This is a genomic window from Ruegeria sp. CDSC021, assembly GCF_059610845.1.
The window spans coordinates 369840-391512 of record NZ_JBXWOK010000002.1 but is presented as its reverse complement, the minus strand read 5'-3'; the positions used below and the strand labels follow the sequence as shown (position 1 = coordinate 391512).

Annotated in this window: 20 protein-coding genes and 1 tRNA gene; 12 read left to right on the top strand and 9 right to left on the bottom strand. The window is 56.1% G+C overall.

Features of this window, described 5'->3' with window-relative positions; all coding sequences use genetic code 11:
- Positions 1-3 precede the first annotated feature (3 nt).
- Positions 4-783 (bottom strand): molybdate ABC transporter substrate-binding protein, encoded by a 780-nt coding sequence (modA, locus tag AC2FGB_RS06860; RefSeq protein ID WP_281995303.1) that lies wholly within the window; start codon positions 781-783, stop codon positions 4-6.
- 318 nt (positions 784-1101) lie between these two features.
- Here modA and AC2FGB_RS06855 point away from each other — a divergent pair.
- The 3 genes from AC2FGB_RS06855 to AC2FGB_RS06845 all read left to right on the top strand — a co-directional run bounded on the left by AC2FGB_RS06855 (position 1102) and on the right by AC2FGB_RS06845 (position 2526).
- Positions 1102-1177: transfer RNA gene (locus AC2FGB_RS06855), tRNA-Val, on the top strand.
- Positions 1178-1243: 66 nt separating this feature from the next.
- Positions 1244-1966, top strand: a complete 723-nt coding sequence (locus tag AC2FGB_RS06850; RefSeq protein WP_496693671.1) for a hypothetical protein — start codon at positions 1244-1246, stop codon at positions 1964-1966.
- Between the two features lie 224 nt (positions 1967-2190).
- Entirely contained in the window at positions 2191-2526 is a 336-nt protein-coding gene (locus AC2FGB_RS06845) for a hypothetical protein (protein ID WP_281995305.1), read from the top strand.
- A gap of 175 nt (positions 2527-2701) precedes the next feature.
- Here the strand turns inward: AC2FGB_RS06845 and AC2FGB_RS06840 are convergent, their stop codons facing one another.
- Positions 2702-4441, bottom strand: a complete 1740-nt coding sequence (locus AC2FGB_RS06840; RefSeq protein ID WP_496693670.1) for an arylsulfatase — start codon at positions 4439-4441, stop codon at positions 2702-2704.
- Positions 4442-4584: 143 nt separating this feature from the next.
- Here AC2FGB_RS06840 and AC2FGB_RS06835 point away from each other — a divergent pair, with 143 nt between their 5' ends.
- Positions 4585-5493, top strand: a complete 909-nt coding sequence (locus AC2FGB_RS06835) for a LysR family transcriptional regulator (protein WP_496693669.1) — start codon at positions 4585-4587, stop codon at positions 5491-5493.
- Positions 5494-5522: 29 nt separating this feature from the next.
- Here the strand turns inward: AC2FGB_RS06835 and AC2FGB_RS06830 are convergent, their stop codons facing one another.
- From AC2FGB_RS06830 to AC2FGB_RS06820, 3 genes are all read right to left on the bottom strand, one after another.
- Positions 5523-6521, bottom strand: coding sequence for a formylglycine-generating enzyme family protein (locus tag AC2FGB_RS06830; RefSeq protein WP_496710098.1), 999 nt, complete (start codon positions 6519-6521; stop codon positions 5523-5525).
- 183 nt (positions 6522-6704) lie between these two features.
- Positions 6705-7211 (bottom strand): hypothetical protein, encoded by a 507-nt coding sequence (locus AC2FGB_RS06825; RefSeq protein WP_496688700.1) that lies wholly within the window; start codon positions 7209-7211, stop codon positions 6705-6707.
- Between the two features lie 409 nt (positions 7212-7620).
- Positions 7621-8571, bottom strand: coding sequence for a GlxA family transcriptional regulator (locus AC2FGB_RS06820; RefSeq protein WP_271948134.1), 951 nt, complete (start codon positions 8569-8571; stop codon positions 7621-7623).
- Between the two features lie 154 nt (positions 8572-8725).
- Between AC2FGB_RS06820 and AC2FGB_RS06815 the strand changes: the two genes are divergently transcribed.
- Genes AC2FGB_RS06815 through AC2FGB_RS06800 form a run of 4 tightly spaced genes read left to right on the top strand, consistent with a single transcriptional unit; the run spans position 8726 to position 13198 of the window.
- Positions 8726-9436 (top strand): GntR family transcriptional regulator, encoded by a 711-nt coding sequence (locus AC2FGB_RS06815; RefSeq protein WP_496693667.1) that lies wholly within the window; start codon positions 8726-8728, stop codon positions 9434-9436.
- A gap of 7 nt (positions 9437-9443) precedes the next feature.
- Positions 9444-10361 (top strand): dihydrodipicolinate synthase family protein, encoded by a 918-nt coding sequence (locus AC2FGB_RS06810; protein ID WP_281972422.1) that lies wholly within the window; start codon positions 9444-9446, stop codon positions 10359-10361.
- A 3-nt stretch (positions 10362-10364) separates the two neighbouring features.
- Positions 10365-11861, top strand: a complete 1497-nt coding sequence (locus tag AC2FGB_RS06805) for an aldehyde dehydrogenase (RefSeq protein WP_496693666.1) — start codon at positions 10365-10367, stop codon at positions 11859-11861.
- Positions 11858-13198: an NAD(P)/FAD-dependent oxidoreductase gene (locus AC2FGB_RS06800; protein WP_496693665.1), complete on the top strand. Its 1341-nt coding sequence runs from the start codon at positions 11858-11860 to the stop codon at positions 13196-13198. Before AC2FGB_RS06805 ends, AC2FGB_RS06800 begins: the two co-directional genes overlap by 4 nt.
- Here AC2FGB_RS06800 and AC2FGB_RS06795 read toward each other — a convergent pair whose 3' ends face one another.
- The 4 genes from AC2FGB_RS06795 to AC2FGB_RS06780 all read right to left on the bottom strand — a co-directional run bounded on the left by AC2FGB_RS06795 (position 13199) and on the right by AC2FGB_RS06780 (position 16536).
- Positions 13199-13933: an SDR family NAD(P)-dependent oxidoreductase gene (locus AC2FGB_RS06795; RefSeq protein WP_496693664.1), complete on the bottom strand. Its 735-nt coding sequence runs from the start codon at positions 13931-13933 to the stop codon at positions 13199-13201. It lies immediately after the preceding gene.
- Complete coding sequence (locus AC2FGB_RS06790) at positions 13930-14661, bottom strand: SDR family NAD(P)-dependent oxidoreductase (protein WP_142635880.1); 732 nt, start codon at positions 14659-14661, stop codon at positions 13930-13932. The genes AC2FGB_RS06795 and AC2FGB_RS06790 overlap by 4 nt, the downstream gene beginning before the upstream one ends.
- A gap of 67 nt (positions 14662-14728) precedes the next feature.
- Positions 14729-16270, bottom strand: coding sequence for a trimethylamine methyltransferase family protein (locus AC2FGB_RS06785; protein ID WP_496693682.1), 1542 nt, complete (start codon positions 16268-16270; stop codon positions 14729-14731).
- 119 nt (positions 16271-16389) lie between these two features.
- Positions 16390-16536 carry a hypothetical protein gene (locus tag AC2FGB_RS06780; protein WP_416383911.1) on the bottom strand — a complete coding sequence of 49 codons (147 nt, stop codon included), beginning with the start codon at positions 16534-16536 and terminating at the stop codon, positions 16390-16392.
- A 149-nt stretch (positions 16537-16685) separates the two neighbouring features.
- Here AC2FGB_RS06780 and AC2FGB_RS06775 point away from each other — a divergent pair, with 149 nt between their 5' ends.
- From AC2FGB_RS06775 to AC2FGB_RS06760, 4 genes are all read left to right on the top strand, one after another.
- The gene (locus AC2FGB_RS06775; protein ID WP_282021563.1) at positions 16686-17591 is read left to right on the top strand and encodes a LysR substrate-binding domain-containing protein; all 906 of its coding nucleotides are present in this window, start codon (positions 16686-16688) and stop codon (positions 17589-17591) included.
- Between the two features lie 91 nt (positions 17592-17682).
- The gene (locus AC2FGB_RS06770) at positions 17683-18837 is read left to right on the top strand and encodes an aromatic ring-hydroxylating oxygenase subunit alpha (protein ID WP_142635876.1); all 1155 of its coding nucleotides are present in this window, start codon (positions 17683-17685) and stop codon (positions 18835-18837) included.
- 47 nt (positions 18838-18884) lie between these two features.
- Positions 18885-19109, top strand: coding sequence for a hypothetical protein (locus AC2FGB_RS06765; RefSeq protein ID WP_142635874.1), 225 nt, complete (start codon positions 18885-18887; stop codon positions 19107-19109).
- A gap of 125 nt (positions 19110-19234) precedes the next feature.
- The gene (locus tag AC2FGB_RS06760) at positions 19235-21655 is read left to right on the top strand and encodes a GcvT family protein (protein ID WP_496688715.1); all 2421 of its coding nucleotides are present in this window, start codon (positions 19235-19237) and stop codon (positions 21653-21655) included.
- The last annotated feature ends 18 nt before the right edge of the window (positions 21656-21673 follow it).

The following is a 21673-nucleotide window of genomic DNA, read 5'->3' as shown; positions in this document are numbered from 1 at the left end:
CGGCTAGTCGCCCGGCAGGGCAAATCCCTGCTCTGCAAAGACTGCCATCGCTGCATCGGTCTGTAGGTAGCTTAGGAAAGCATATGCCTCGGCTGAGGCTTGCGTTGTTACAGCGGCCGGGTAGACAATTTCCGGGTGAAGATTTGCAGGGAAAGAGGCCACAACCCGCACCCGATCCTCGGCCTGGGCATCCGATCGGTAGACAACACCCAAGGGGGCAGCCCCCGCGGCAACCAAAGCCAGAGCCGCGCGTACATTGTCGGTCTGTGCCACCTGCTGCTGAACACTATCCCAAAGACCTAGGTTTTGCAGCGCCGCTTTGCCGTAAATTCCCGCAGGCACGGCATCGACCAGGGCCATCGCAAGATGCCCACCTGACAAAGCGGCTGAGATGTCCGTCTGCGGGGAAAGCCCCTCAATTTCAACGGCCGTCGGCCCACCGATCAGGACAAGCCCATTTCCCAAAAGGTTAACCCGCGATCCAGCATCAATCAGCCGATTCTCCTGAAGGACATCCATCCAGTCACTGTTGGCTGAAATATACACATCCGCCGGGGCGCCCTGTTGAATTTGACGTGCCAGTATAGAAGACGCCGCATACGATATGACAACCTCCTGACCGCTTTGCCGTTCAAAACCCGGTACAAGTGAATCCAGAGCATTTTTCAGACTGGCAGCAGCAAAAACCAAAACATCGTCGGCCTCTGCACGCTGCGGAGTCGATATCAAACTACCCAAAACAATAGCAGCAGCCAGAAAACGGCTTGCGGATGACAGGGTCATATTGTTCCCGTCTCGTAGGTTAAGGTTCCATCAGGGGATATCTGAGGCGGCGGGGGGCGCGCAAGCATCGATAGGACGCATCGTGAATAAGAACCTTTGAAACGGGCAATTCATAGCCGCTACAACACCCAAGATATTTTGGAGGTGCCTGATCCGAAACGACCGGTTCAGATTTCGTGATCCCTCAAAAAGTCTGATAAATCAGAGCCCGGTTGGCGGAGATATCACCCCAGATGCCCGCCTTGTCTAAATTCAGTGAAAGAAATTGTGCCAGACCCTCTTGCGCCCGCGCGCCGGCTTGGCTAAATGCAGCCTCACGGGTGATTAGCTCAGTTGGTAGAGCGCTTCGTTTACACCGAAGATGTCGGGAGTTCGAGTCTCTCATCACCCACCATTCTTTCCCTACAATGTATCAAGGTCTTACGCGGCTAGCACCTTTTGCTGTGCTGCGCATGAAACTGTGTCCGCTGCGCCTCCGCTGCACTTAAACGGAGATGATGTCTCCAACACAGGAGATAAGCCACATGGGTTTCGCACGTATTCAGAAGAGGTCAAACTTGAGCCTGGGACTTATGGCATCGAAGTCCGATATGTCGAGAACCACGGCCATGTGGGGCTGAAGCTGGAATGGGACGGTCCGGATACCCATGGCCGTGAGGTGATGCAGGCCGATCCCGGTTTGTCGGTTCCCAAGGACGACGCGATCCAAGTTGGCATCCAGGTGTCGCATGCGTCTGATCAGGCGAGTGTTACACTGGAGGGGTTACCGGCAAATACCCTGATAATCAGTGGTGAGTATTCGGTGATCACCAATGGTGATCCGGTGGATTTGTCGGGTTGTAACCTGAACCACCTGGAGCTTTCCCCGCCAGTAGGTTTCGAGGGCGTAATTCATGGTCAGATCGTTGTGTCAGACATAGACAGCGCCGGCACTCTCATCACTTCGGAAAACCCATTTGCCCTGACCGTCGGTGACGACCCTGTCAGCCCAGGGATTTCTTTGGACGAAGAACTGGCTTACGAAGCGCTGCACTCGAGTACTCCTGGAACCCTGCCTTGGGATGCTATCCATTCGACCGACAATGCCCCAGAGGTGGATGTTCTGGACGAGCCGATCTCAACCCTCGGAGATGCAAATATTACTTGTATTGAAACAGATACTTATGAGAGATTTGATTGGTAGTGAATGCAATGCTCAGTTGAGCCGACCTGCATTCTGTTCTGGGATGCGATCTTTGCCACAGGCTTCTTGCCGAGACGCTAGAATCTTGATTTTGCAGACGGTCCAACACCTATATTTTCTTTGGTTGTGCCCAAGGCACAGTCTGGCCAGAATTTCAGCAAATTTATGACAGAAATCACACCTAGCTGCGGCGTTCGAAACGAATCTGCTCTAGGTGAGATCAAATGAAAAAGTTGGCCATTCTTCTTATATCTATGCCCTTCACGGCGCTTGCAGAAGAGCGGGTGTTTGAATGTCAGTCGCCAGACGAACAGCATCCCGAAATGGCTGCGAAACTGATCAAATATGAAGATCAAAATAAAGGTCGTATCAAGATCGGTGACATCGACAAAGAGGTCGATGTTTTCCCGGGGCTCGATACCTTGACCTACCTGTATATCGGCGAGGATCACACGCTGAGTTATAACGTCCACCCCCAGAAAGGCACGTTCGATTTCTCTGCCTCTGGTAGTAGAACCGGTTGGGGCAAAGGAACTTGCACGGAAATCACAGGGCAATAACCCGCATCTCCTCCTAACAATGCACCGGCCTGTTCCATGGGCGTGTGCTTGCGGCAAACAGTGGCTGCACCCGCAGTAGCGCCACATATCTATCGGCGGACCAACCAGCACAGTCCCTTTTTCAAATATACGCATCGCGCCGTTTCCGTCCCGAAACGGCGCGATGACATTTCAGTTAATGCGCGCCACTACGCTTGGCGTTGACGACCGTCTGCTCCAGAGGGTTATAGCCTTCTGGAACAGGCACAAGATTTACCCTTTTTGCATAGTCCTCAAAATAGGCCTGCATCGCTGCGACACGCTCGGGCATCTGGTCCGCCAGATTGTGTAATTCCGACGGATCAGCTTCGATATCAAACAGTTCCCATTCGCCTGTGCCTTTAGGGGCCAGATTCTGCATCAGTTTATATTTGCCCTGGAATACTGCCGAGGACCCTGCAAGCTCATATCCGACCGGGTTGTTATCGTCGCGCACGGTTTCCGTCTCACCCTTCAGGACCGGCATCATACTGATACCGTCTGGCGTATAGATTTCGCGACCGTCATAGACCGGTCCGGGAACGTCTACGCCGGCAACTTCAAGAAGTGTTGGAACGATATCGCGAACAAAGGCAAATTTATCGACTTGCGATCCGGGCTCGACAACACCCGGGAATTTCACGATCAAAGGGACACGCAAACCACCCTCGGTCGAGAATGTCTTAAAGTAGCTGCCCGGAACCGCTGCGGCTGCCGCCCAGCCAGGGCCGTAATCAGCATAGACACCCTGCTGCCCCATATCCGAATAATCGCCGTCAAAATCCTCGATATAGACCTTGTCGTAATGGGCTTTGTACCAATCACGATAGGCTTCAGACAGCGGCAACTGGTTCGGATCCGGGCCGTTATCCGCAAGGAAAATGACGATGGTGTTGTCCGCAATACCTTTTTCATCCAGATAGCTCAGGATCCTGCCGATATTGACATCCATATTGTCCAGCATTCCGGCATAGGTCTGCATCCGTCGCGCGTTGAATGCTTTTTCTTCGTCGTTAAGCTTTTCCCAATCCGGCATCTGCCACGGTTCATAAGAGGTTTTCGCAAACTCCGGGTCCAATTCCACATTCGGAGAGATCAGCCCAAGTTCCTTCTGCTTTTCCAGACGCGAAACCCGCAGGGCCTCGAACCCTTCGTCATAAACGCCGTCATATTTGTCGATGAATTCTTTTGGCGCCTGATGAGGGTAATGGACGGCCTGATACCCGACCCAGGCCAAAAATGGTTTACCGTCATCCAGGTTGCTGTCGATGTAATCGATCATCGTTTGGGTATAAAAATCCGACGAGAAGTAGTCGTCCGTTGGCAGGCTGACAAGCTTGTCGTCCTCGTAATAGTGCACCCGCGTATAGAACGGGGCATAGGGCTGCTCGACCCAGTTATCCGCACCGCTTTCGCCCAGCATAAAGGATTTCTCAAATCCGCGGTCATAAGCGATCGTGCCAGGCTCATGACCTAGGTGCCATTTGCCGGTCATATAGGTGTGGTATCCTGCGTCGCGCAACAGACGCGGCAACGCAACAACCTTGTCGTTCAAATGACCTTCATAGCCAGGCTTGCCGAATTGGTTATCGGCCTGAATCTCTAACATATTGCCGAGGCCTGCGAGATGGTTGTCGACACCGCTGATCAGCATAGTCCGAGTGGGCGAGCAAGACGCTCCGACGTGGAAATTGGTGAACAGCATACCGTCATCTGCCAGTTGGTCGATCGAGGGCGTTTCGATTTCACTGCCAAATGCGCCAACATCGGAAAACCCCATGTCATCTGCGATTAGAATAAGAACGTTTGGGCGTGTATCCTCAGAATCGGCAAGTGCTGCAGTCGTTGATAACGCCGAAGCGCCAAGCACAGCTAATATATTCCTTAAAGGAACCATTGAATCCTCCGTTATGTGGGAAGTCCGGGGCGTCGTGCCACGGTCGACAATAATGTCGCAGGAAACGACATTTCCGGCTACAGAAAGAGACGGTCATTCCATCATTTGGTATGAGCGTTCTGAATATTGGAACGAGGGTGCAAATGATTGATTCCAAAGCCATAGATGCGGTGCGCTCATTGGCCAGACACGGCAACTTTCGCGTGGCAGCGGATGCAATCGGAACCTCTCCGGCAAGTTTCTCACGCTATATCGGCCAGGCAGAAACTTATGCCGGTCAGGCGCTATTCGAACGGACAGGCCGCGGCGCAACCATCAGACCGGCGGGGAAACGCTTTCTGCAACTTCTGGACGCGCTGCACAATGCGACCAGCCAGTTTGAAGCAGGAGTCAAACGGCTGCGTTCGGTCGGCCCGGAGGTGCTGAATATCGGCTGCGGCCCCCTGACGACCCGGACGATCATCACGCCGCTTCTGGCAGAGCTGCTTGATAACTGGCCAGATCTTCGCGTCCGCGTTGATGTGCGGGCCACCATGGAACCCCTCGAAGCATTGCGGATAGGGCGCCTGGACGTGGCGGTTTGCGATCTGACGCACACGCCCAACCTAAGCGATCTGGACATTCAGGTCGTTCGAAAGGAACCCGTTTTCTTCTGCGCTCGCCCCGACCATCCCATTCATCAGGCAACTCCGGTCTCAATCGCTGAGGTGTTTCGGCATCCGTTTATAACCGCGCATATGCATCGCCACTGGCGCTCTGCCATTGCCGCCACTCTGGGGAATGACGAGAAAGCCTGGCATATTGTTGACCGATTGCCCCAGATCGAAAGTGACGATTTCTCTTTAGTTGCCGATATGGCCTGCAGAGCAGACCTGATTGCCGGAGGAATGAAGGAAGATTTTGATCAGCACCTGAAATTGGGGATGTTGAAAGAGATACGAACCACGCAACCTCTGACCTGGAACATATGCGCTGCCCGTCGCAAGGGCGTTAAATTTGCCGCGCTTGATATGTTCTGGAATCGATTGTGCCACCGGTACGGGGCGGAATAAGCCCGCCGCATGACCGGAATGCCCGGCGGTTAGTCTACATCGCGGACAACGCGAAATCCGACATGATTGCTGCCCAACGACATCTCAACCGGCTGCCGCGCTGCAGGTCGGTAACGCAGACAGAAATTCGACGCGCAAAGCCATGAGCCCCCTTTGACCAACCGCATTGCACCCATCGATGCGCTACCGAACTGGGCGGCAAAGGCCTTTTCCGGGCCGGTAGGATCAATTTGGTCGCCAGGAATGTGCCCCGGCACCCACCAGTCGGCCACGTGCTCCCAGACATTGCCCGCCATGTCATACAGGCCGTAGCCATTGGCCACATATGAAGCTACGGGTGCGGTTCCGACATGGCCATCGTCAGCCAGGTTTTCGCTTGGGAACTGTCCTTGCCAGGTGTTTGCCTTCCACCCATTGCTGGGATCATAGCTGTCACCCCAGGTGTAGTCGGCGCCTTCGATCCCGCCGCGAGCTGCAAATTCCCATTCGGCCTCGGTCGGCAGACGACCTCCGATCCACTCTGCAAATTCTGCGGCATCCTCGGGTGACACATGCACCACCGGATGGTCGCCCAGTTCCGCAATCGAACTGCCCGGTCCTGCCGGGTGTTGCCAGCTTGCACCTTTGACATAGCGCCACCATGCGTTGGGATTATTCAGCGACACCGCTTCCTTAGGCTGGGCGAAGACCATCGACCCAGGCTCAAGCAAATCTGCAGGCAGACCCGGGAAATCCTCCGCCGACAAGCCACGCTCTGCCGTTGTCTGATACCCGGTTTCTTCGACAAATTTCGCAAATTGGTCGTTGGTAATTTCTGTCCGCGTAATGTCAAAGGACCTGACATTCACTGGATGGACCGGAGTCTCTTCCGCTTGAAAGTTTTGCGAACCCATCAGGAATTCTCCACCATCCAGCCGGACAAACTCAGGACCTGGTTTGGAACCGATACTGGTATACCAAACGGCAAAGCATACAATCGCAACCACGGGAACCGAGCCATAGGCTAGCAATCTTTTTGAAAGGGGCATGTAGAATTAACCTGTTGGATCTATCAGGGGTGAATGTAGTGATTTGGTAAGGTTTTCAATCCCCTACTGTGAATGGGCAGCATTTCCACCCTTCGACCTGAGCTTCAACGAAAGGAGCGCGCCTGCCTGCTGCGAGGCAAATTCACCTACACTTGTAAATTCATGTCAAATTGGGACCGCTGTTCAATTCAAACGATCCACAGCCGCCAAAGCACCCGACAGAGCGACCTTGATCTCTAAGGGCATGCCTCTGCCCTGTTTATATTGATTGGCCGCGATCCAACCTGCCTTGTGCCCCCGCGCACCGATCGCCTTCATCCGTGCATCAGCCGCAGAATCCGGCATTTTTTCAATCAGGTTTCTCGAATACTCGATCTCATCGCGGGACAAAATCATACCAACCGCACTGTATACATCCATGCCTACTTGCATCGTCAAATGATCCAGCCGATGCGTTGCCCCAGACAACATCCGCGTGCAATAGGCCGCCAGAAAATACCAGCGAAAGATCGCAAGTATGCGCTTCTGAGTATCAGTGACTGTATCAACCTCAAATATTGCCGTGGCGGATATCTTCTCAAATGCTGAACTGGCCGCCTGCGAGGCCTGAATAATCTGATCCTCGCGCACGTCTACGGGTATGACTGGCGGGACAGGTGTCACGACCGGCTGGTAAGTTTCGAAATTCATGCATGGCCTCCGGCTTTGGTTGCTGAAGGGAACATGGGGGTTCGAAAATGCATCCCGATGTGAATCTCTGCCATAGTTTGTAAGTATACCCGGTATTTTGGCTGAACTTAAAAGCCATTTTTCATATGTAACGCAAACTCAAGGACAAACTTGGCTATTTGAGCTATTAATTGTGTGGGATTTGAGCCGCATTTTTTGCAGAAATCTGGGCCTTTATATCGCCCTAAACCCCCTTACATCTGACACGATCTTGCAGAATTTGTGCCCTTTTTACCAAATACAAACAGTCAATCCTGCTGATCAGTTTACGAGTTTGAATTTAACGAGGGGGTACAAGCGGGACTAGGGGGTGAGCGCCTGCCGGGCCGGGCTCGCCCTAGGGCAGAGCAGCTCCCCCCGCCGCCTTCCGTCAGTCGATTTTGCTTTTTTGCGAATGCGGTGTGACACCAAAACTGGATCGATAAACCCGCGAGAAATGACCGGGATTTTCAAAGCCACAAGCCAAGGCGACCTCGGTGACGGATGCTTCGGTCTGAAGCAAAAGCTTTTGCGCGCGTTCCAGGCGCAATTCCATAAAGTATTTTTTGGGCGAAGTGTTGAGATACTTACCAAATAACCGCTCTAACTGGCGCGTGGATATGCCAAGATCATCCGCGATCTTTGACGGAGAAACCGGTGCTTCAAGGCATTCGCGCATGGTATGGATAGCCCGAGCCAGATGTGCGTTACGCATCCCGTTGCGCGATTGCAATGATACCCTTTGTTTGGCCGTTGCGTTGCGGGCAGCATTATACACCATCTGGTCTGCAACCGCGATCGCCAGCTCCTCGCCGTGGTCGCGTCCGATCAGATGCAGCATAAGATCGGCAGTTGCCGTCCCACCCGATGCTGTGATGTGTTTCGCGTCTGCCACGAAGACACTGCGCACAAGGTTCACCTCTGGGAACGCTTCCATAAACGCATCGTGATATTCCCAGTGGATCGCAGCCTGAGAGCCATCCAGAAATCCGGCCTCTGCTAGAAGCCAAGCACCAGAACACAATGCCCCGATCGGCGTGCCCCGCGCACGTTCGCGTCGCAACGTCGCCAGAAGGTCACGTGAGACATGGTTGCGCATGTGGATGCCCGACAAGACAAACAACTGATCAGTCTTTGGAATATCGCCCAACCCGCCATGCACAAGTGTCACCACCTTATTGGAACACACTGCACGCTCTGCGTCCTCCGATATCAGCGTCCAATCATATAGCGTTTCCTCACTGACCAGATTGGCGATCCGCAGTGGTTCGACGGCGCAGGAAAAGGCGAGATGCGAGAACTCCTCGATCAGAACAATGGTGATGTGCCGCATCTGAGGCATAGGGCTTTCCACTTTGTTCGGCCGGATTGGCTGAGTCTTTGTCGTTGGATTATGCTGCACGAAATTTCTATGTATACAATATGTATTTTATTCGGATACAAAAAGGAGGCAATCGAACCCAATCGATTCTTGCTGGCTGGGCTGGAGGATCCGGATGAAGGACGTCGCAAAAACCCGCAAAACGCAGCTGGCCGAGCACTTGAAGGTCTCGATCCTGACTTTGCGCCTGCAACCCGGCACCGATCTGGACGAGGTGCATCTGTCCGATGCGTTTGGCCTGTCGAGAACGCCTTTACGCGAAGTGTTCCGACAACTCGCCGGAGAAGGGTATCTGGACCTGCGCACAAACCGCAGCGCGCGCGTGTCCGAAATGTCGTATACCACCTTGCGCGATTTCTTTCTGGCCGCGCCGATGATCTATGGTGCAATCCTGCGACTGGCAGCGGCGAATGCAAAGCCTGTGCAGATTGAAGCCCTGAAAACCGCACAGCAGGCATTCAAGGCCGCGCTGCGGGATGGGGCAGCCGAAGAGCGCGCCCTGGCCAATAACCGCTTTCACGAAGTGACCGGCGAAATGTCGGGCAATGTCTATCTATTGCCCTCTTTCAACCGTTTGCTGATTGACCATGCCCGTATCGGCATGACCTTCTACCGGCCACGGTCGGGCAGGATGGTCGAAAACCTGTCCGAGGCAAGCCAGCAACACGACGCCATCATCGACGCCATAGAGGCACGCGATGAAACGGCTGCTGCGCAGCTGGCCGAAGATCACTGGAACCTGTCACGCGATCAGATCGAACTGTTCGTGATGCCCGATGCGCTGGATGTCCCAATGGGCCTCCCACCGCTTTCGAAACCTGCATGAGGACGGAATGAACCCAATTTTCCGATTTGAGGGGGTCTATACCCCGGTGGTCACGCCCTATCAGGCCGACGACAGCGTGAACTGGGACGCGCTGGCGCAGGTGATCGAGCTTCTGATCAAGAATGGCGTGCATGGTCTGATCTCGGGCGGGTCGACTGGTGAGAATTATGCGCAGACCGTGGAGGAACGGCTCGAATTGGCGCGGTTCACCCATGTGCGTCTGAAAGGCCGTTTGCCTCTGGTTGTTGGCACGGGCGCGATGTTGACGTCGGACTCGGTTGCGCTGGCGTCGGGTGCAAAGGAAATCGGGGCGGATGCGATCCTGTTAGCCAGCCCGCCCTATTCGGTGCCCACCGACCGCGAAAATGCGCTGAATGCGCTGGCCATCGACAAGGCCGCCGACCTGCCGGTAATGCTGTACAATTATCCTCACCGCACAGGCACGATGATGGGCGAAGAATTCCTGGACCGCGTCGGACGCAGCAGGAATTTCTGCGGCATCAAGGAAAGCTCGGGCGATATCAACCGGGTGCATCTTCTGGCGCGGGACTATCCGCATATCCAACTGGGATGCGGTATGGACGATCAGGCGCTGGAATTCTTTGCCTGGGGCGCGCCGTTCTGGGTCTGTGGCGGCTCGAACTTTCTGCCTGCCGAGCATGTGGCGCTATACCAGGCCTGTGTAATCGAGGGCGATTATGCCAAGGGCCGCCGGATCATGTCGGCGCTGATGCCCTTGATGCGGGTATTAGAACAGGGTGGGAAATTCATCCAGACCATCAAGCATGGTGTCACAATGAATGGGATTGACGCGGGCACCGTTCGACCGCCGCTGAAATCTTTGAACAAAGATGACAAACGCGCGCTAGAGCAAGTGACGCGCGTGCTGAAACAGAAAATCGCTGACATCATGGCAGAGGGGTAAGGTATGACATTGCTGACGCAGGACGAATACGACTCCATCGCCGCGGGTCTGACCTTGCCAACCGGCGCCTTTATTGATGGCGCGTACCGCCCGGCGATTTCTGGGCAGTCCTTCACAACGGTTAACCCGGCGACCAACAAGAAATTGGCCAACATTGCCGCCTGCGGCGTAGCGGACGTAGATTTTGCCGTCGAGAAGGCGCGCGAAGCGTTCGAAGATGGCCGCTGGTCGAGGCTGCACCCATCCGAGCGCAAAAATGTACTGATCCGGTTGACCAAACTGATCACACGCAATGCACGTGAACTGGCGGTGATGGAAAGTCTCGACAGTGGCAAGACCATCTTTGACTGCGAGACCGTCGACCTGCCCGAGACCATTCATTGCCTGAAATGGCACGCCGAGGCGATCGACAAGATCTATGATCAGGTCTCGCCCGCCAGTGACGACCACATCGCTTTGGTCGTGCGCGAGCCGATTGGCGTTGTCGGGTTAGTCCTGCCCTGGAATTTCCCATTGCTGATGCTGGCATGGAAGATCGGGCCCGCTCTGGCTGCGGGCTGCTCGGTGGTGGTGAAGCCGGCCGAGGAGACTTCACTGACGGCATTGCGGCTGGCCGAACTGGCGATGGAGGCCGGTCTGCCACGCGGCGTCCTAAACATCGTCCCCGGCGCAGGTGCCGAGGTGGGCGAACCTATCGGACGGCACATGGATATCGATATGGTGTCCTTCACCGGTTCAACCGTGACTGGCAAACGGTTTCTGAGCTATTCGGCGGAAAGCAACGCCAAAGAGGTGGTGCTTGAAATGGGCGGCAAGAATCCGGCCATTGTGATGGAAGATGCAGAAAATCTGGACCGCGTGGCGGCACATATCGTCAATGGTGCGTTCTGGAATATGGGTGAGAACTGCTCGGCCACGTCCCGCCTGATTGTCCACAAGGCCGTAAAGGCCGAGTTGCTCGACCGCATCGCCCATCATGTAAAGCAATGGAATGTCGGCGAGCCTCTGAACCCGGAAACACGATTGGGCGCAATGGTCAGCGAAGCTCATTTCGATAAGGTCTGCGGATATCTGGATCAGGCCGAAAACGTAGTGATCGGAGGCAAAGCGGACAATGGCTTTGTCGAGGCCACCGTAGTCGAACTCCCTGGCAATGACGCCATCCTGGCACGTGACGAGATCTTTGGTCCCATTCTTTCGGTGATCACGGTTTCCAGCTTTGATGAGGCCATCAAGATCGCCAACGATACCGAGTATGGTTTGTGTGCGTCGATCTTCACAGCCAATGCGAAACGCGCCATTCGCGGGGCGCGGATGATCCGGGCGGGAACGGTGACTGTAAACAGTTTTGGAGAGGGCGATATCACCACGCCCTTTGGCGGTTATAAACAGTCTGGCTTTGGTGGGCGCGACAACTCGATCCATGCGCATGACCAGTATACCCAGCTAAAAACCATCTGGGTCGACCTGTCCGACGATGCGGATGAGGCCGTGGATTGAGCAGCTATGCCGCCCGAACCCTGCCAGTCCATCGCGGACCTGCGGCCTGGAGCGTCATATTAGGCGATCCACCCCCAGCCCAAGAACTGGATGGTGATCTGACGGCGGATGTCGTGATTGTTGGTGCCGGTTTCGCAGGCCTGTCAGCGGCACAGCGTTTGAGGCAGCTGCAAAGCGACGCAAAGATCATCGTGCTTGAGGCTGGCCGCGTGGCCGAAGGGGCTGCTGGGCGCAATACGGGTTTTATGATCGATCTGCCACATGACCTGGCCTCGGACAATTATTCCGGGCCGGGGGATGATCGCACCATGATCACACTAAACCGACTTGCAATTGATTTTGCCCGATCGGCGGTCGAGCAATATCAGATCGACCCGAATTTCTTTGATCCGGCTGGCAAGGTTAACGGAGCGGTGAGCGCGGCGGGACATGCACATAATATCAGCTATGCGCATCATCTCAGCACTTTGGGTGAGACCAGTGAAATGCTCGACCAACAGCAGATGCACGCCCTGACAGGGTCGCGCCACTATCGGTCGGGGCTATACACGCCCGGCACGGTTATGTTGCAACCAGCAGGCTATATTCGTGGTCTGGCTGCGGGACTGATCAAGGATGGCATTGCATTGTACGAGAGCTCTGGCGTGACCGGGTTTGAGAAGCAAGGCGGTGCGTGGCTGGTAAAAACCGCGCGCGGTACCGTCAGCACTGGTACAGTCATCCTCACGGTGAACGGGCATCTGGAAAGCTTTGGGATCGAGCGTGACCGCCTGATGCAGCTGTTCCTGTTTGCGGCAATGACCCCGGAGCTGGACGCCGAAGTACTGTCGCGGCTGGGGGGGCAACCCCGCTGGAGTGTCACACCATCTGATCCGTTGGGTACAACGATGCGGCGCATTGATACGGCACAGGGCGGCAATCGGATCATAACTCGTACCTGCGCGGCCTTGCGCCCGGGCATGACCTCGACTGCTGGTGATCTGGCGCGCGCCTCGCGGGTGATGCAGCGCAAATTCGACCAGCGATTTCCGCAGTTGGCCGGGCTGGACATGCAATATCGCTGGGCCGGTCATCTCTGCCTCAGCCTGAACGGCGTCGCCGTCGCACGAGAGGTCGAACAGGGCGTAATTTCTGGCTGTGTCCAGAACGGGCTGGGCACGGCGCGCGGCACCCTGACCGGTATCGCGGCGGCAGAACGCGCCTGCGGCCACAGCTCGAATATCACCCGGTATTTCGACGCCCAGGGTCAACCCAAACGCCTGCCCCCAAAGCCATTCCGCGAGATCGGTGCCAATGCGGTGCTGCGCTGGAAAGAATGGCGCGCGCGGGACGAGTGATCAGGGCAGGCTCAGCTTGGCCATGCGGCCTCCGTCTACTGTGTAGACCTGCCCGGTGATAAAGCTGGCATCACCCGACGCCAGGAAGGCGACGAGCGCCGCAACCTCTTGTGGGCTTCCGGTTCGGGCAATGGGGTGTATGCGCTTGATATCCTCGTGAAATGTCTCCGGGTCCGGCATTGAGGCGATGAAATCCACGTTCAACTCGGTGTCGATCCAGCCAGGGGCCACGGCGTTGCAACGAATGCCCTCTGCCCCATGATCCACGGCCACCGCTCGTGTCAGACCATGCAACCCGGCTTTGGATGCGCAATAGGCGGCATGGCCGGGATTGCTGCCCAGCCCCTCAATCGAGCCGATATTGACAATCGCCCCGCCGGCCCGTCGTAAATGGGGCAGCGCCGCCTTGATCAGCAGGAACGGGGCCGTGAGGTTGACTGTCAACGTGCGCTGCCAGTCCGCAAGGCTCATCTGCTCGACGCCGGCTTCCTGCATCATGCCTGCATTATTGACCAGAATGTCCAATCGCCCGGCCTGATCAACGACCTGATTGACCACCGTTTGCGGGCTGAGGGGATCTCTGAAATCGGCCTCGAACCCTTCGAATTCCGGATCGCTCCCACGTTGCGCGGTAAAGACCCGTGCACCTTCGTGTTGCAAACGTTCCGCGATGGCGCGTCCGATACCGCTGCGCCCGCCCGTGACCAGCGCGGTTTTGCCGGTAAATCGCGTCATGAAACCGGTTTTCCTCCGTTCACTTCCAGCAATGCCCCGCACACATAGCGCGCGGCGTCCGAGGCAAGAAACATCACCACATCAGCAATATCCTCGGGCTCGGCGATACGCCCCAAGGGCACCGTCCGGCCCAGCTCGGCCACGGCAGTATCCGGATCAAAGCCGCGTTTTTCAAACCCCGACCGCAGCATCGGCGTGTTTACTTCATTCGGGCATACGGCGTTAATGCGGATGCCCTGATGCGCGTGGTCCATACCCATGCATTGTGTCAACGACGCAATGGCTGCCTTGGTCATGCAATAGACCGCGTGGTTCGGCCCAGGGCGCAGGCCCCAGCATGACGCGGTGTTCACGATGGCGCCACCACCACGCGCCGCCATGATCGGGATTGCGGCGCGACAGATGCGAAAGGGCGCCTCGACATTCACGCCCAGCGACAATGCCCAGTCGGTATCCGAGGTCTCGGTCACCGCTCCGCGGGTGATGACCCCCGCATTGTTGACAACGATATTCAGCCCGCCCAGCGCATCCGCCGCATGTTGCGGCAATGCATCTGCATAAGCGCTCTCGCGCAAATCGCCGGGCAAATGGGCGTCGGCCTCGATACCCTCAACCGAAACGTCCGCAACCGCAACTCGTGCCCCTGCCTGCCGCATCCGCTGTGCAATAGCAGATCCGATGCCGCCCGCAGCCCCTGTGATGAGCGCTGTTTTGCCCGTCAGCTCCATTTTCCCTCCGAGTGCTAAATGGAAACCCACCCGACAATGCAGTCGGGATAGGTCCAAGGCGAAATCTTTAATAGGTTTGGTTCAGCTCGTCAGCGGCGGGAATTTCCCGTTCTCGCCGGGCAATATAGTCCAGCAGGGCCTCGTTTTTGGCCACGTCCAGTGTCGGTTCCTGGTATTCGGCCAGCAGCTTGCGCGCGTGCTTCAACGCGCGCTCAGTGATCTCAAACCCGCCTTCTGCCACCCATTGCTCAATCGAGTTATTGTCGAACATCTCGGGCATGAAAAACGCCGTTTGAAAATTGTCCTGCGTGTGCGGATGACCCAGATAGTGCCCGCCTGGACCGACCTCTGGAATGGCGGCAAGAGCTTGGTCGAAATCATCCCATTGCGGGCCTTCTGCCATGCGATAAGCCATCGCACATTGTTCAGCATCGACAATGAACTTGGCGGTGGAACAATGCATCCCAGCCTCATTCCAGCCAGCCGAATGCCAAATATAGTTCGCACCGGAATGAAGAACCGCCTGCAGCGTCGTGGCGGATTCGTACCCGGCCTGCGCATCAAATGTCTTGGCCCCACCCAGCGTGTTCGAGGTGCGCCATGGAACGTCGTAGAACCGGGCCATCTGCCCGATCATAAAGTTCATCAGGCTGATCTCGGGCGTGCCGGCCATCGGGGCACCTGATTTCATCGACACCGTCGACAGGTAGTGCCCGTAAATCGCCGGAGCACCTTTGCGAATGACTTGGGTATAGGCCAGCGCGCTCAGTGCTTCGGCGTTCAATTGCGCCACGGTGGCGGGAACCGATGCGGGCGTATTGGCCCCGCCCAAAACAAAGGGCGAGCACAACACAGGCTGATTGCGGCGAGAAAAGGCCCGCATCGCGCCCAGCATCGTTTCGTCCCAGACCAGCGGAGAGTTTCCGTTGCAGTTGCCCGTGGTGACCGGATGATCTTCAATGAAATCTTCCCCGAACAGGATCGCACACATCTCAATGACGTCTTCGGCGTTTCTGGGCGAGGTGGTCATACCCATGAACGTCTTGTCCGAATGTTTCATCGACGAATAGGTAATCCGCAGATGTCGCTGACTGATCGGGTGGTCGTAAGGTTCGACAATGTGATGCGCCGAGGAATGCATCGCCGGCAGCATGTGGCTTAGTTTGTGGAACATTGCTAGATCATCGAGCGTCGGATTGCGCCTCACGTCATCGAGATCGCGCAGAAAGGGCGCGCCGGTCATCGGCACAAAGATCGAGTGCCGTCCGCCCAGTCGCACGTTCTTGTTCGGATCGCGAGCATGATAAGTGAAGGTGCTGGGAATGGTGGCGATCAGCTCTCGGACCAGGCCCCGGTCCAGATAGACCAGTTCGCCCTCGACCTTTGCACCAGCTTTTTTCCAATCCTCCAGTGCGATTGCATCGCGAAACTGAACACCGACATTCTCGAGAATATCCATTGAGGCGCTGTCGATCCGGTCGATCTGGCTGCCATCCATCACCTCGCATAGGGGGATGCCTCGGGTCAGGCCGGGCAACATCTCGAAATTCGGAGCAGAGCGCAGCGCGCGCCGGGCCGCACGGCCACCGGTTCGGGTCATGGTACGCATATTCACAGGGCGATCCTCCAATCCTCCCCAAAAGATTGCGGTATTTGGTCAAAGCAAGCCTCACTAATTGCGATACATGTTTGCAGGAAGCGACCCGCACCCGAAACCGCCGAAATGATCTACAGACCCATGATGACGACCAGACCTGCTATCAGTTCTGCCATGCTTAGCGCGGGATCATCTCCGCCCATATCCATGATCCACTCCATGTCGGTGATGGCATAAGAACCGTCAATGAACTGGCTGACACCAAACCCGGTCGTCACAGAAACATTGCCTGATCTTTACCGCACGTATCGGAAACACGGCACTCAACATCATCGTTTTGGAAAATTTCTTCTGGCGCACAATCTTAAAAAGTCCAATATTTGAGTGAGAAGAATTAACCTGAAGACCACCAACGGCTACACCTGTCATGTCCAGACGCCACTATAATCTGCCGCCACTCACCACGCTGTCGGCCTTCGAAGCCGCTGCGCGCCATCTAAGCTTTAAGAATGCGGCTGAAGAACTGTCGGTAACGCCGGGCGCGGTCAGTCATCAGATCAAAGCGTTGGAAGGTGATCTTGGCACCGCCTTGTTCCAGCGCAAACACCGAGGGGTCGAACTGACGGAAGACGGCAAAGCGCTGTATGACGCGCTGGCTTCTTCGTTTACCCGCATCTCAAAAACACTGGCAACAATCCGCGACCGTGCCACCGTCGAAAAGGTAACCGTAGGATCAACCACTGCAGTGGCTGCTCTTTGGTTGTCGCCATCGGTAATCCGGTTCTGGCGCGAAATGCCTGAAGTAAATGTTGACCAGCTTTCACAGGATCGACCATTTCGGGATCGGCCGGATATCGATTTCTTTATTCGCTACGGCCGGGACGGCAACGGTGACCTTTCGCACACTCCTCTGTTTCGGGATTGTCTGGTCCCCGTCGCCTGCCCAGAGGTGGCGGATCGGTTGGCCGGTGCAAGCCTTGAAGATCTCGCCGCTGAACGACTGATACATCTAGACTCTGAAGACCGCAGCTGGACCACTTGGCCCGAATGGTTTCAACAACTCGGGTACACGGGGACCATTCCGATTGATTCTCGTGTGAACAGCTATTCGGTAGCCCTCCAGCGGGCGCGTAAGGGGGCCGGGCTGGTTCTTGGATGGCAACGCTTGATCCAACCCATGCTGCAATCGGGAAAGCTGGTGGCAATCGGGCCCCACCTCCAGATCGCTCCAAACCAGTTTTATCTGGTTGGCCGCTCGGATGAAGACTTGTCCGAAAGTGCCCGGGCGCTGAAAGATTGGATCATTCAAGAGGTTCAGGACGGTTCGGTTTAGGTGAAATCACCCTGTGATGAGGTTTTCTGATATTGAGTGGATGCCAGCGTATCCGCCAATAGAGACCAAACAACACCTGCAGGAGAGCCCGATGAACAAGCATACTGCGTTGTCTTCCGTTCTGGTCGATGTGAATGTCGCAAACGGCCTGCCAAACGAACACTATATCGACCCGGCACTTTTCGCCGAAGAGCGTAGATCGGTTTTGTACGCCAACTGGTCCGGGATCGGCTTTGGCAAAGACGTGCCCGAGGAAGGCGATGCCATGCCGGTCGATTTCCTAGGCATGCCTTTACTAATCGTGCGGGATCGGGATGGTGAGGTTGGCGTATTTCAAAATACCTGCCGTCACCGCGGGATGATCCTTGTCGATACCCCTCGCAAGATAAGTGGCGCGATCCGTTGCCCCTATCACAGCTGGTGCTACAGCCTGAAGGGAGAGCTGCGTGCGACGCCACATGTTGGCGGCGCCGGTCACAACACCCATGAGGACGTGGATCGCAAATCTCTGGGCCTGATCCGTATTCGCTCTTATGTCTGGCGGGACGTGGTCTTTGTGAATGTGGACGGCAATGCACCCGAATTCGAAGAGGCGCACGCCGCCCTATTGGAACGCTGGAAAGAGTTTGATCAACCAGTACATCACGGCGGTGAGGCCTCTTCGTTCAAGTTGGAGGTCAAGACCAACTGGAAGCTGGCGGTTGAGAACTATTGCGAAAGCTATCACCTGCCCTGGGTGCATCCCGGCCTGAACAGCTATTCGCGACTTGAGGATCACTATAACATCGAAGTGCGCGGGCACTATTCCGGTCAAGGCACGCTTGTCTATCGACAACTCACTGACCATGACGGCACCACATTCGCCGATTTCGACGGGCTCAGCGATCGATGGAATGAGGGTGCAGAGTATGTGGCCGTGTATCCGAATGTTCTTTTGGGTGTGCAGCGTGACCATGCCTTTGCCATTGTCCTGGAACCGGTTGATCACGAAAATACCGTTGAGCATATCGAGCTTTATTATGCCAAAAGCATCGAAGACACACCTGAACATGATGGCCTGAGGGCGGCAAACGCCCAGCAATGGAAAACTGTGTTTGAAGAGGATGTGTTCGTTGTTGAAGGGATGCAAAAGGGTCGGCACGGAATGTTGTTCGACGGCGGTCGATTCTCTCCGGTGATGGATGGTCCGACCCATAATTTCCATCACTGGGTTGCGACACAGATTGAAAGCGGTCGCGCCGACTGAACCAGCTGTCTGGCCACGCACGACTGGCCAGACGCGACGGAGACCCGATGGACAGAACAGAACTGGATCGCTTGCTACTTGAGGCGCATGATCATGATGATCCTGCCGCGTTGGTCCGCTATTACACTATTGCAGCAGATGAATGCGAAGCGGTGCAAGATATCGACGCGGCCTGTTTTTACCTGACCCACGCCTTTATATTCGCCCTGGAAGCCGGGGCCTCTGAAACAGATGAATTGAACCACAGACTGGTCGAGTATGGACGTGCATAGTGGTGGGCATCGGAGACTAACCTTGGTTTATATCTGTTCAATCCCACGTGAAATTTAAACCCGTTGTCTTGGGTTCAGTACTGGTAACACATGACGACAAGACCAAAATTTTGGATGACAGACTCATGAAGACAAATGCACAGGCAGTGGTAATCGGCGGTGGTGTGATTGGGTGCTCGATCCTGTATCACCTGACCAAATCGGGGTGGTCAGACGTGGTGCTGTTGGAACGGGATGAACTGACATCCGGCTCGACCTGGCACGCGGCGGCGAACATCCACGGACTGCATGACAGCACCAATATCAGCCGCATCCAACACTATACGATGACGCTGTACAAAGAGCTTGAGGCTGAAACCGGCCAAAGCTGCGGCGTGTTCCAGCCCGGCTCGTTATATCTGGCCCAAACCGAAGAGCGCGAGCACCAGCTGAGGCTGCAGGCCGCCAAGGCCAAGCTGTACGGGATGAATTTCTATGAGATCAGCATCGAAGAGGCGCAGCGTCTGAACCCGCTGGTCAATTACGATGGCATCCGATGTGTCATGTACGAACCTGATGGCGGTAATGTTGATCCCTCGGGGGTCACCAACGCCTACGCTGTCGGCGCGCGCCAGCGTGGGGCCGAAATCCACCGCTTTACGCCGGTCACTGCGACAGATCAGCAAGAAGACGGCACCTGGATCGTACGCACCCCTAAGGGGGACATCCAAACGCCGTGGGTTGTGAATGCCGCCGGTCTTTGGGGCCGCGAAGTTGCCATGTTGGCCGGGATCGAGCTACCCCTGCAACCGACCGAGCATCAGTATTTCGTCACCGAAACCATGGCTGACGTCGCGGCGCATGATACCCGCCTGCCCTCGGTCAGTGACCGCGATGGCGAGTACTATTTGCGGCAGGAAGGTCAGGGCCTTTTGGTGGGGGCTTATGAAAAGGATATGAAATTCTGGGCCGAGGACGGCACACCCCTGGATTTTGCCCATGATCTGTTTCCCGACGATCTGGAGCGGATCGAAGAGAATATGATGAACGCCATCGAACGCGTACCTGCCGTGGGCGACGCCGGGATCAAACGGGTCATCAACGGACCGATGATCTGGTCACCGGATGCCAACGTTCTGATGGGACCAGTGCCCGAGGTCAACGGCTATTTCTGCTGCAACGGCATCATTCCGGGATTCTCGCAATCGGGTGGCATGGGCCTGATGGCGGCGCAGTGGATCATCGAAGGCGAAACCCAATACGACATGTTCGCCTGGGACGTGGCGCGGTTCGACACATGGGCTACGAAAGATTTCACCAAGGCCCGCGTGCAGGATCAGTACGCACACCGCTTTGCCATCCACTTCCCAAATGAAGAACGCAGCGCAGGACGCCCTGCCCGGACCCGCCCGATTTATGACAGGCAAAAGGACATGGGTGCCGTCTTTGGCCTGAATGTCGGATGGGAACACCCGCTGTGGTTCGCAGAGGCGCCCGGCGCCACGGACACCAACGGATTCACCCGCCAGAACTGGTGGGAACCGGTGGGCGCGGAATGCCGGATGCTGCGCGATCGGGCCGGGATCATCGACATCTCAAACTTTGCCAAATATGTTTGCAAAGGTCCGGGAGCCGAGGGTTGGCTTAATGCCGTATTCGCAAATTCCATGCCGAGATCGGTTGGTCGATCCTGCCTGACCCCGCTGATCTCAAAACGGGGTGGTATTGCCGGCGATTTCACCGTGACCCGCGTGGCCGACGACGAATTCTGGATCATCGGCTCGGGCATGGCCGAGCGCTATCACAAACGGTTCTTCAAACAAGTTCCTCTGCCCGACGGCACCCGTTTCGAAAGCCGCACCGAAGAGACTTGCGGCTTTAACGTGGCTGGACCGAAATCGCGGGAAATCCTGCAACGGCTTACGAATACCTCGCTCAGCCCCGAGGATTTCCCCTTCATGCGCTCGCAACAGATCGAAATCGCCGGAATTGCGGTCCTGGCGCTGCGTGTCTCCTTCACCGGCGATCTGGGCTGGGAGGTGCATTGCGCCGCGAAAGATCAGCTCCGCCTGTATGAGGCGCTGATCGAGACCGGAAAAGAGTTCGGCGCAGGCCCAGTTGGCAGCCGCGCACTGATGTCGCTGAGGATCGAAAAGGGCTATGGGTCTTGGGGGCGCGAATACAGCCCCGAATACTGGCCACACGAGGTCGGTTTGGACCGGTTGTGCAAATTCGACAAATCGTTCCTGAACAAAGATGCCGCCAATACTGCCATGACCTCTCCAGCCAGAGAGCAGCTTGTCCTGCTGCATCTGGACGAAGCCGACACCGCAGCTTCGAACGCTGACGCGACCGGAGGCGAACCCATTTTCATGGACGGGCGCGGAATTGGTCGGGTGACATCGGGCGCTTATGGCTATTCCGTGGGTATGTCGCTGGCCTTGGGCTATGTTTCGGGTGCCGAGGCAGGCGATAGGGTCGAGGTCATGGTATTAGGGCGCCTGCATAGGGCAACGATCCTGAAAGAACCGCCCTTTGATCCAACTGGGACGATCTTGCGCGGCTAACCCAGTCCGCATTAGATC

Coding starts and splice junctions, on each gene's coding strand:
- AC2FGB_RS06815 (WP_496693667.1), top strand. CDS start 8,726: ATGAAGGACGTCGCAAAAACCCGCAAAACGCAGCTGGCCGAGCACTTG.
- AC2FGB_RS06820 (WP_271948134.1), bottom strand. CDS start 8,571: ATGCCTCAGATGCGGCACATCACCATTGTTCTGATCGAGGAGTTCTCG.
- AC2FGB_RS06770 (WP_142635876.1), top strand. CDS start 17,683: ATGAACAAGCATACTGCGTTGTCTTCCGTTCTGGTCGATGTGAATGTC.
- AC2FGB_RS06825 (WP_496688700.1), bottom strand. CDS start 7,211: ATGAATTTCGAAACTTACCAGCCGGTCGTGACACCTGTCCCGCCAGTC.
- AC2FGB_RS06840 (WP_496693670.1), bottom strand. CDS start 4,441: ATGGTTCCTTTAAGGAATATATTAGCTGTGCTTGGCGCTTCGGCGTTA.
- AC2FGB_RS06830 (WP_496710098.1), bottom strand. CDS start 6,521: ATGCCCCTTTCAAAAAGATTGCTAGCCTATGGCTCGGTTCCCGTGGTT.
- AC2FGB_RS06845 (WP_281995305.1), top strand. CDS start 2,191: ATGAAAAAGTTGGCCATTCTTCTTATATCTATGCCCTTCACGGCGCTT.
- AC2FGB_RS06775 (WP_282021563.1), top strand. CDS start 16,686: ATGTCCAGACGCCACTATAATCTGCCGCCACTCACCACGCTGTCGGCC.
- AC2FGB_RS06795 (WP_496693664.1), bottom strand. CDS start 13,933: ATGACGCGATTTACCGGCAAAACCGCGCTGGTCACGGGCGGGCGCAGC.
- AC2FGB_RS06785 (WP_496693682.1), bottom strand. CDS start 16,270: ATGCGTACCATGACCCGAACCGGTGGCCGTGCGGCCCGGCGCGCGCTG.
- AC2FGB_RS06765 (WP_142635874.1), top strand. CDS start 18,885: ATGGACAGAACAGAACTGGATCGCTTGCTACTTGAGGCGCATGATCAT.
- modA (WP_281995303.1), bottom strand. CDS start 783: ATGACCCTGTCATCCGCAAGCCGTTTTCTGGCTGCTGCTATTGTTTTG.
- AC2FGB_RS06805 (WP_496693666.1), top strand. CDS start 10,365: ATGACATTGCTGACGCAGGACGAATACGACTCCATCGCCGCGGGTCTG.
- AC2FGB_RS06790 (WP_142635880.1), bottom strand. CDS start 14,661: ATGGAGCTGACGGGCAAAACAGCGCTCATCACAGGGGCTGCGGGCGGC.
- AC2FGB_RS06835 (WP_496693669.1), top strand. CDS start 4,585: ATGATTGATTCCAAAGCCATAGATGCGGTGCGCTCATTGGCCAGACAC.
- AC2FGB_RS06760 (WP_496688715.1), top strand. CDS start 19,235: ATGAAGACAAATGCACAGGCAGTGGTAATCGGCGGTGGTGTGATTGGG.
- AC2FGB_RS06810 (WP_281972422.1), top strand. CDS start 9,444: ATGAACCCAATTTTCCGATTTGAGGGGGTCTATACCCCGGTGGTCACG.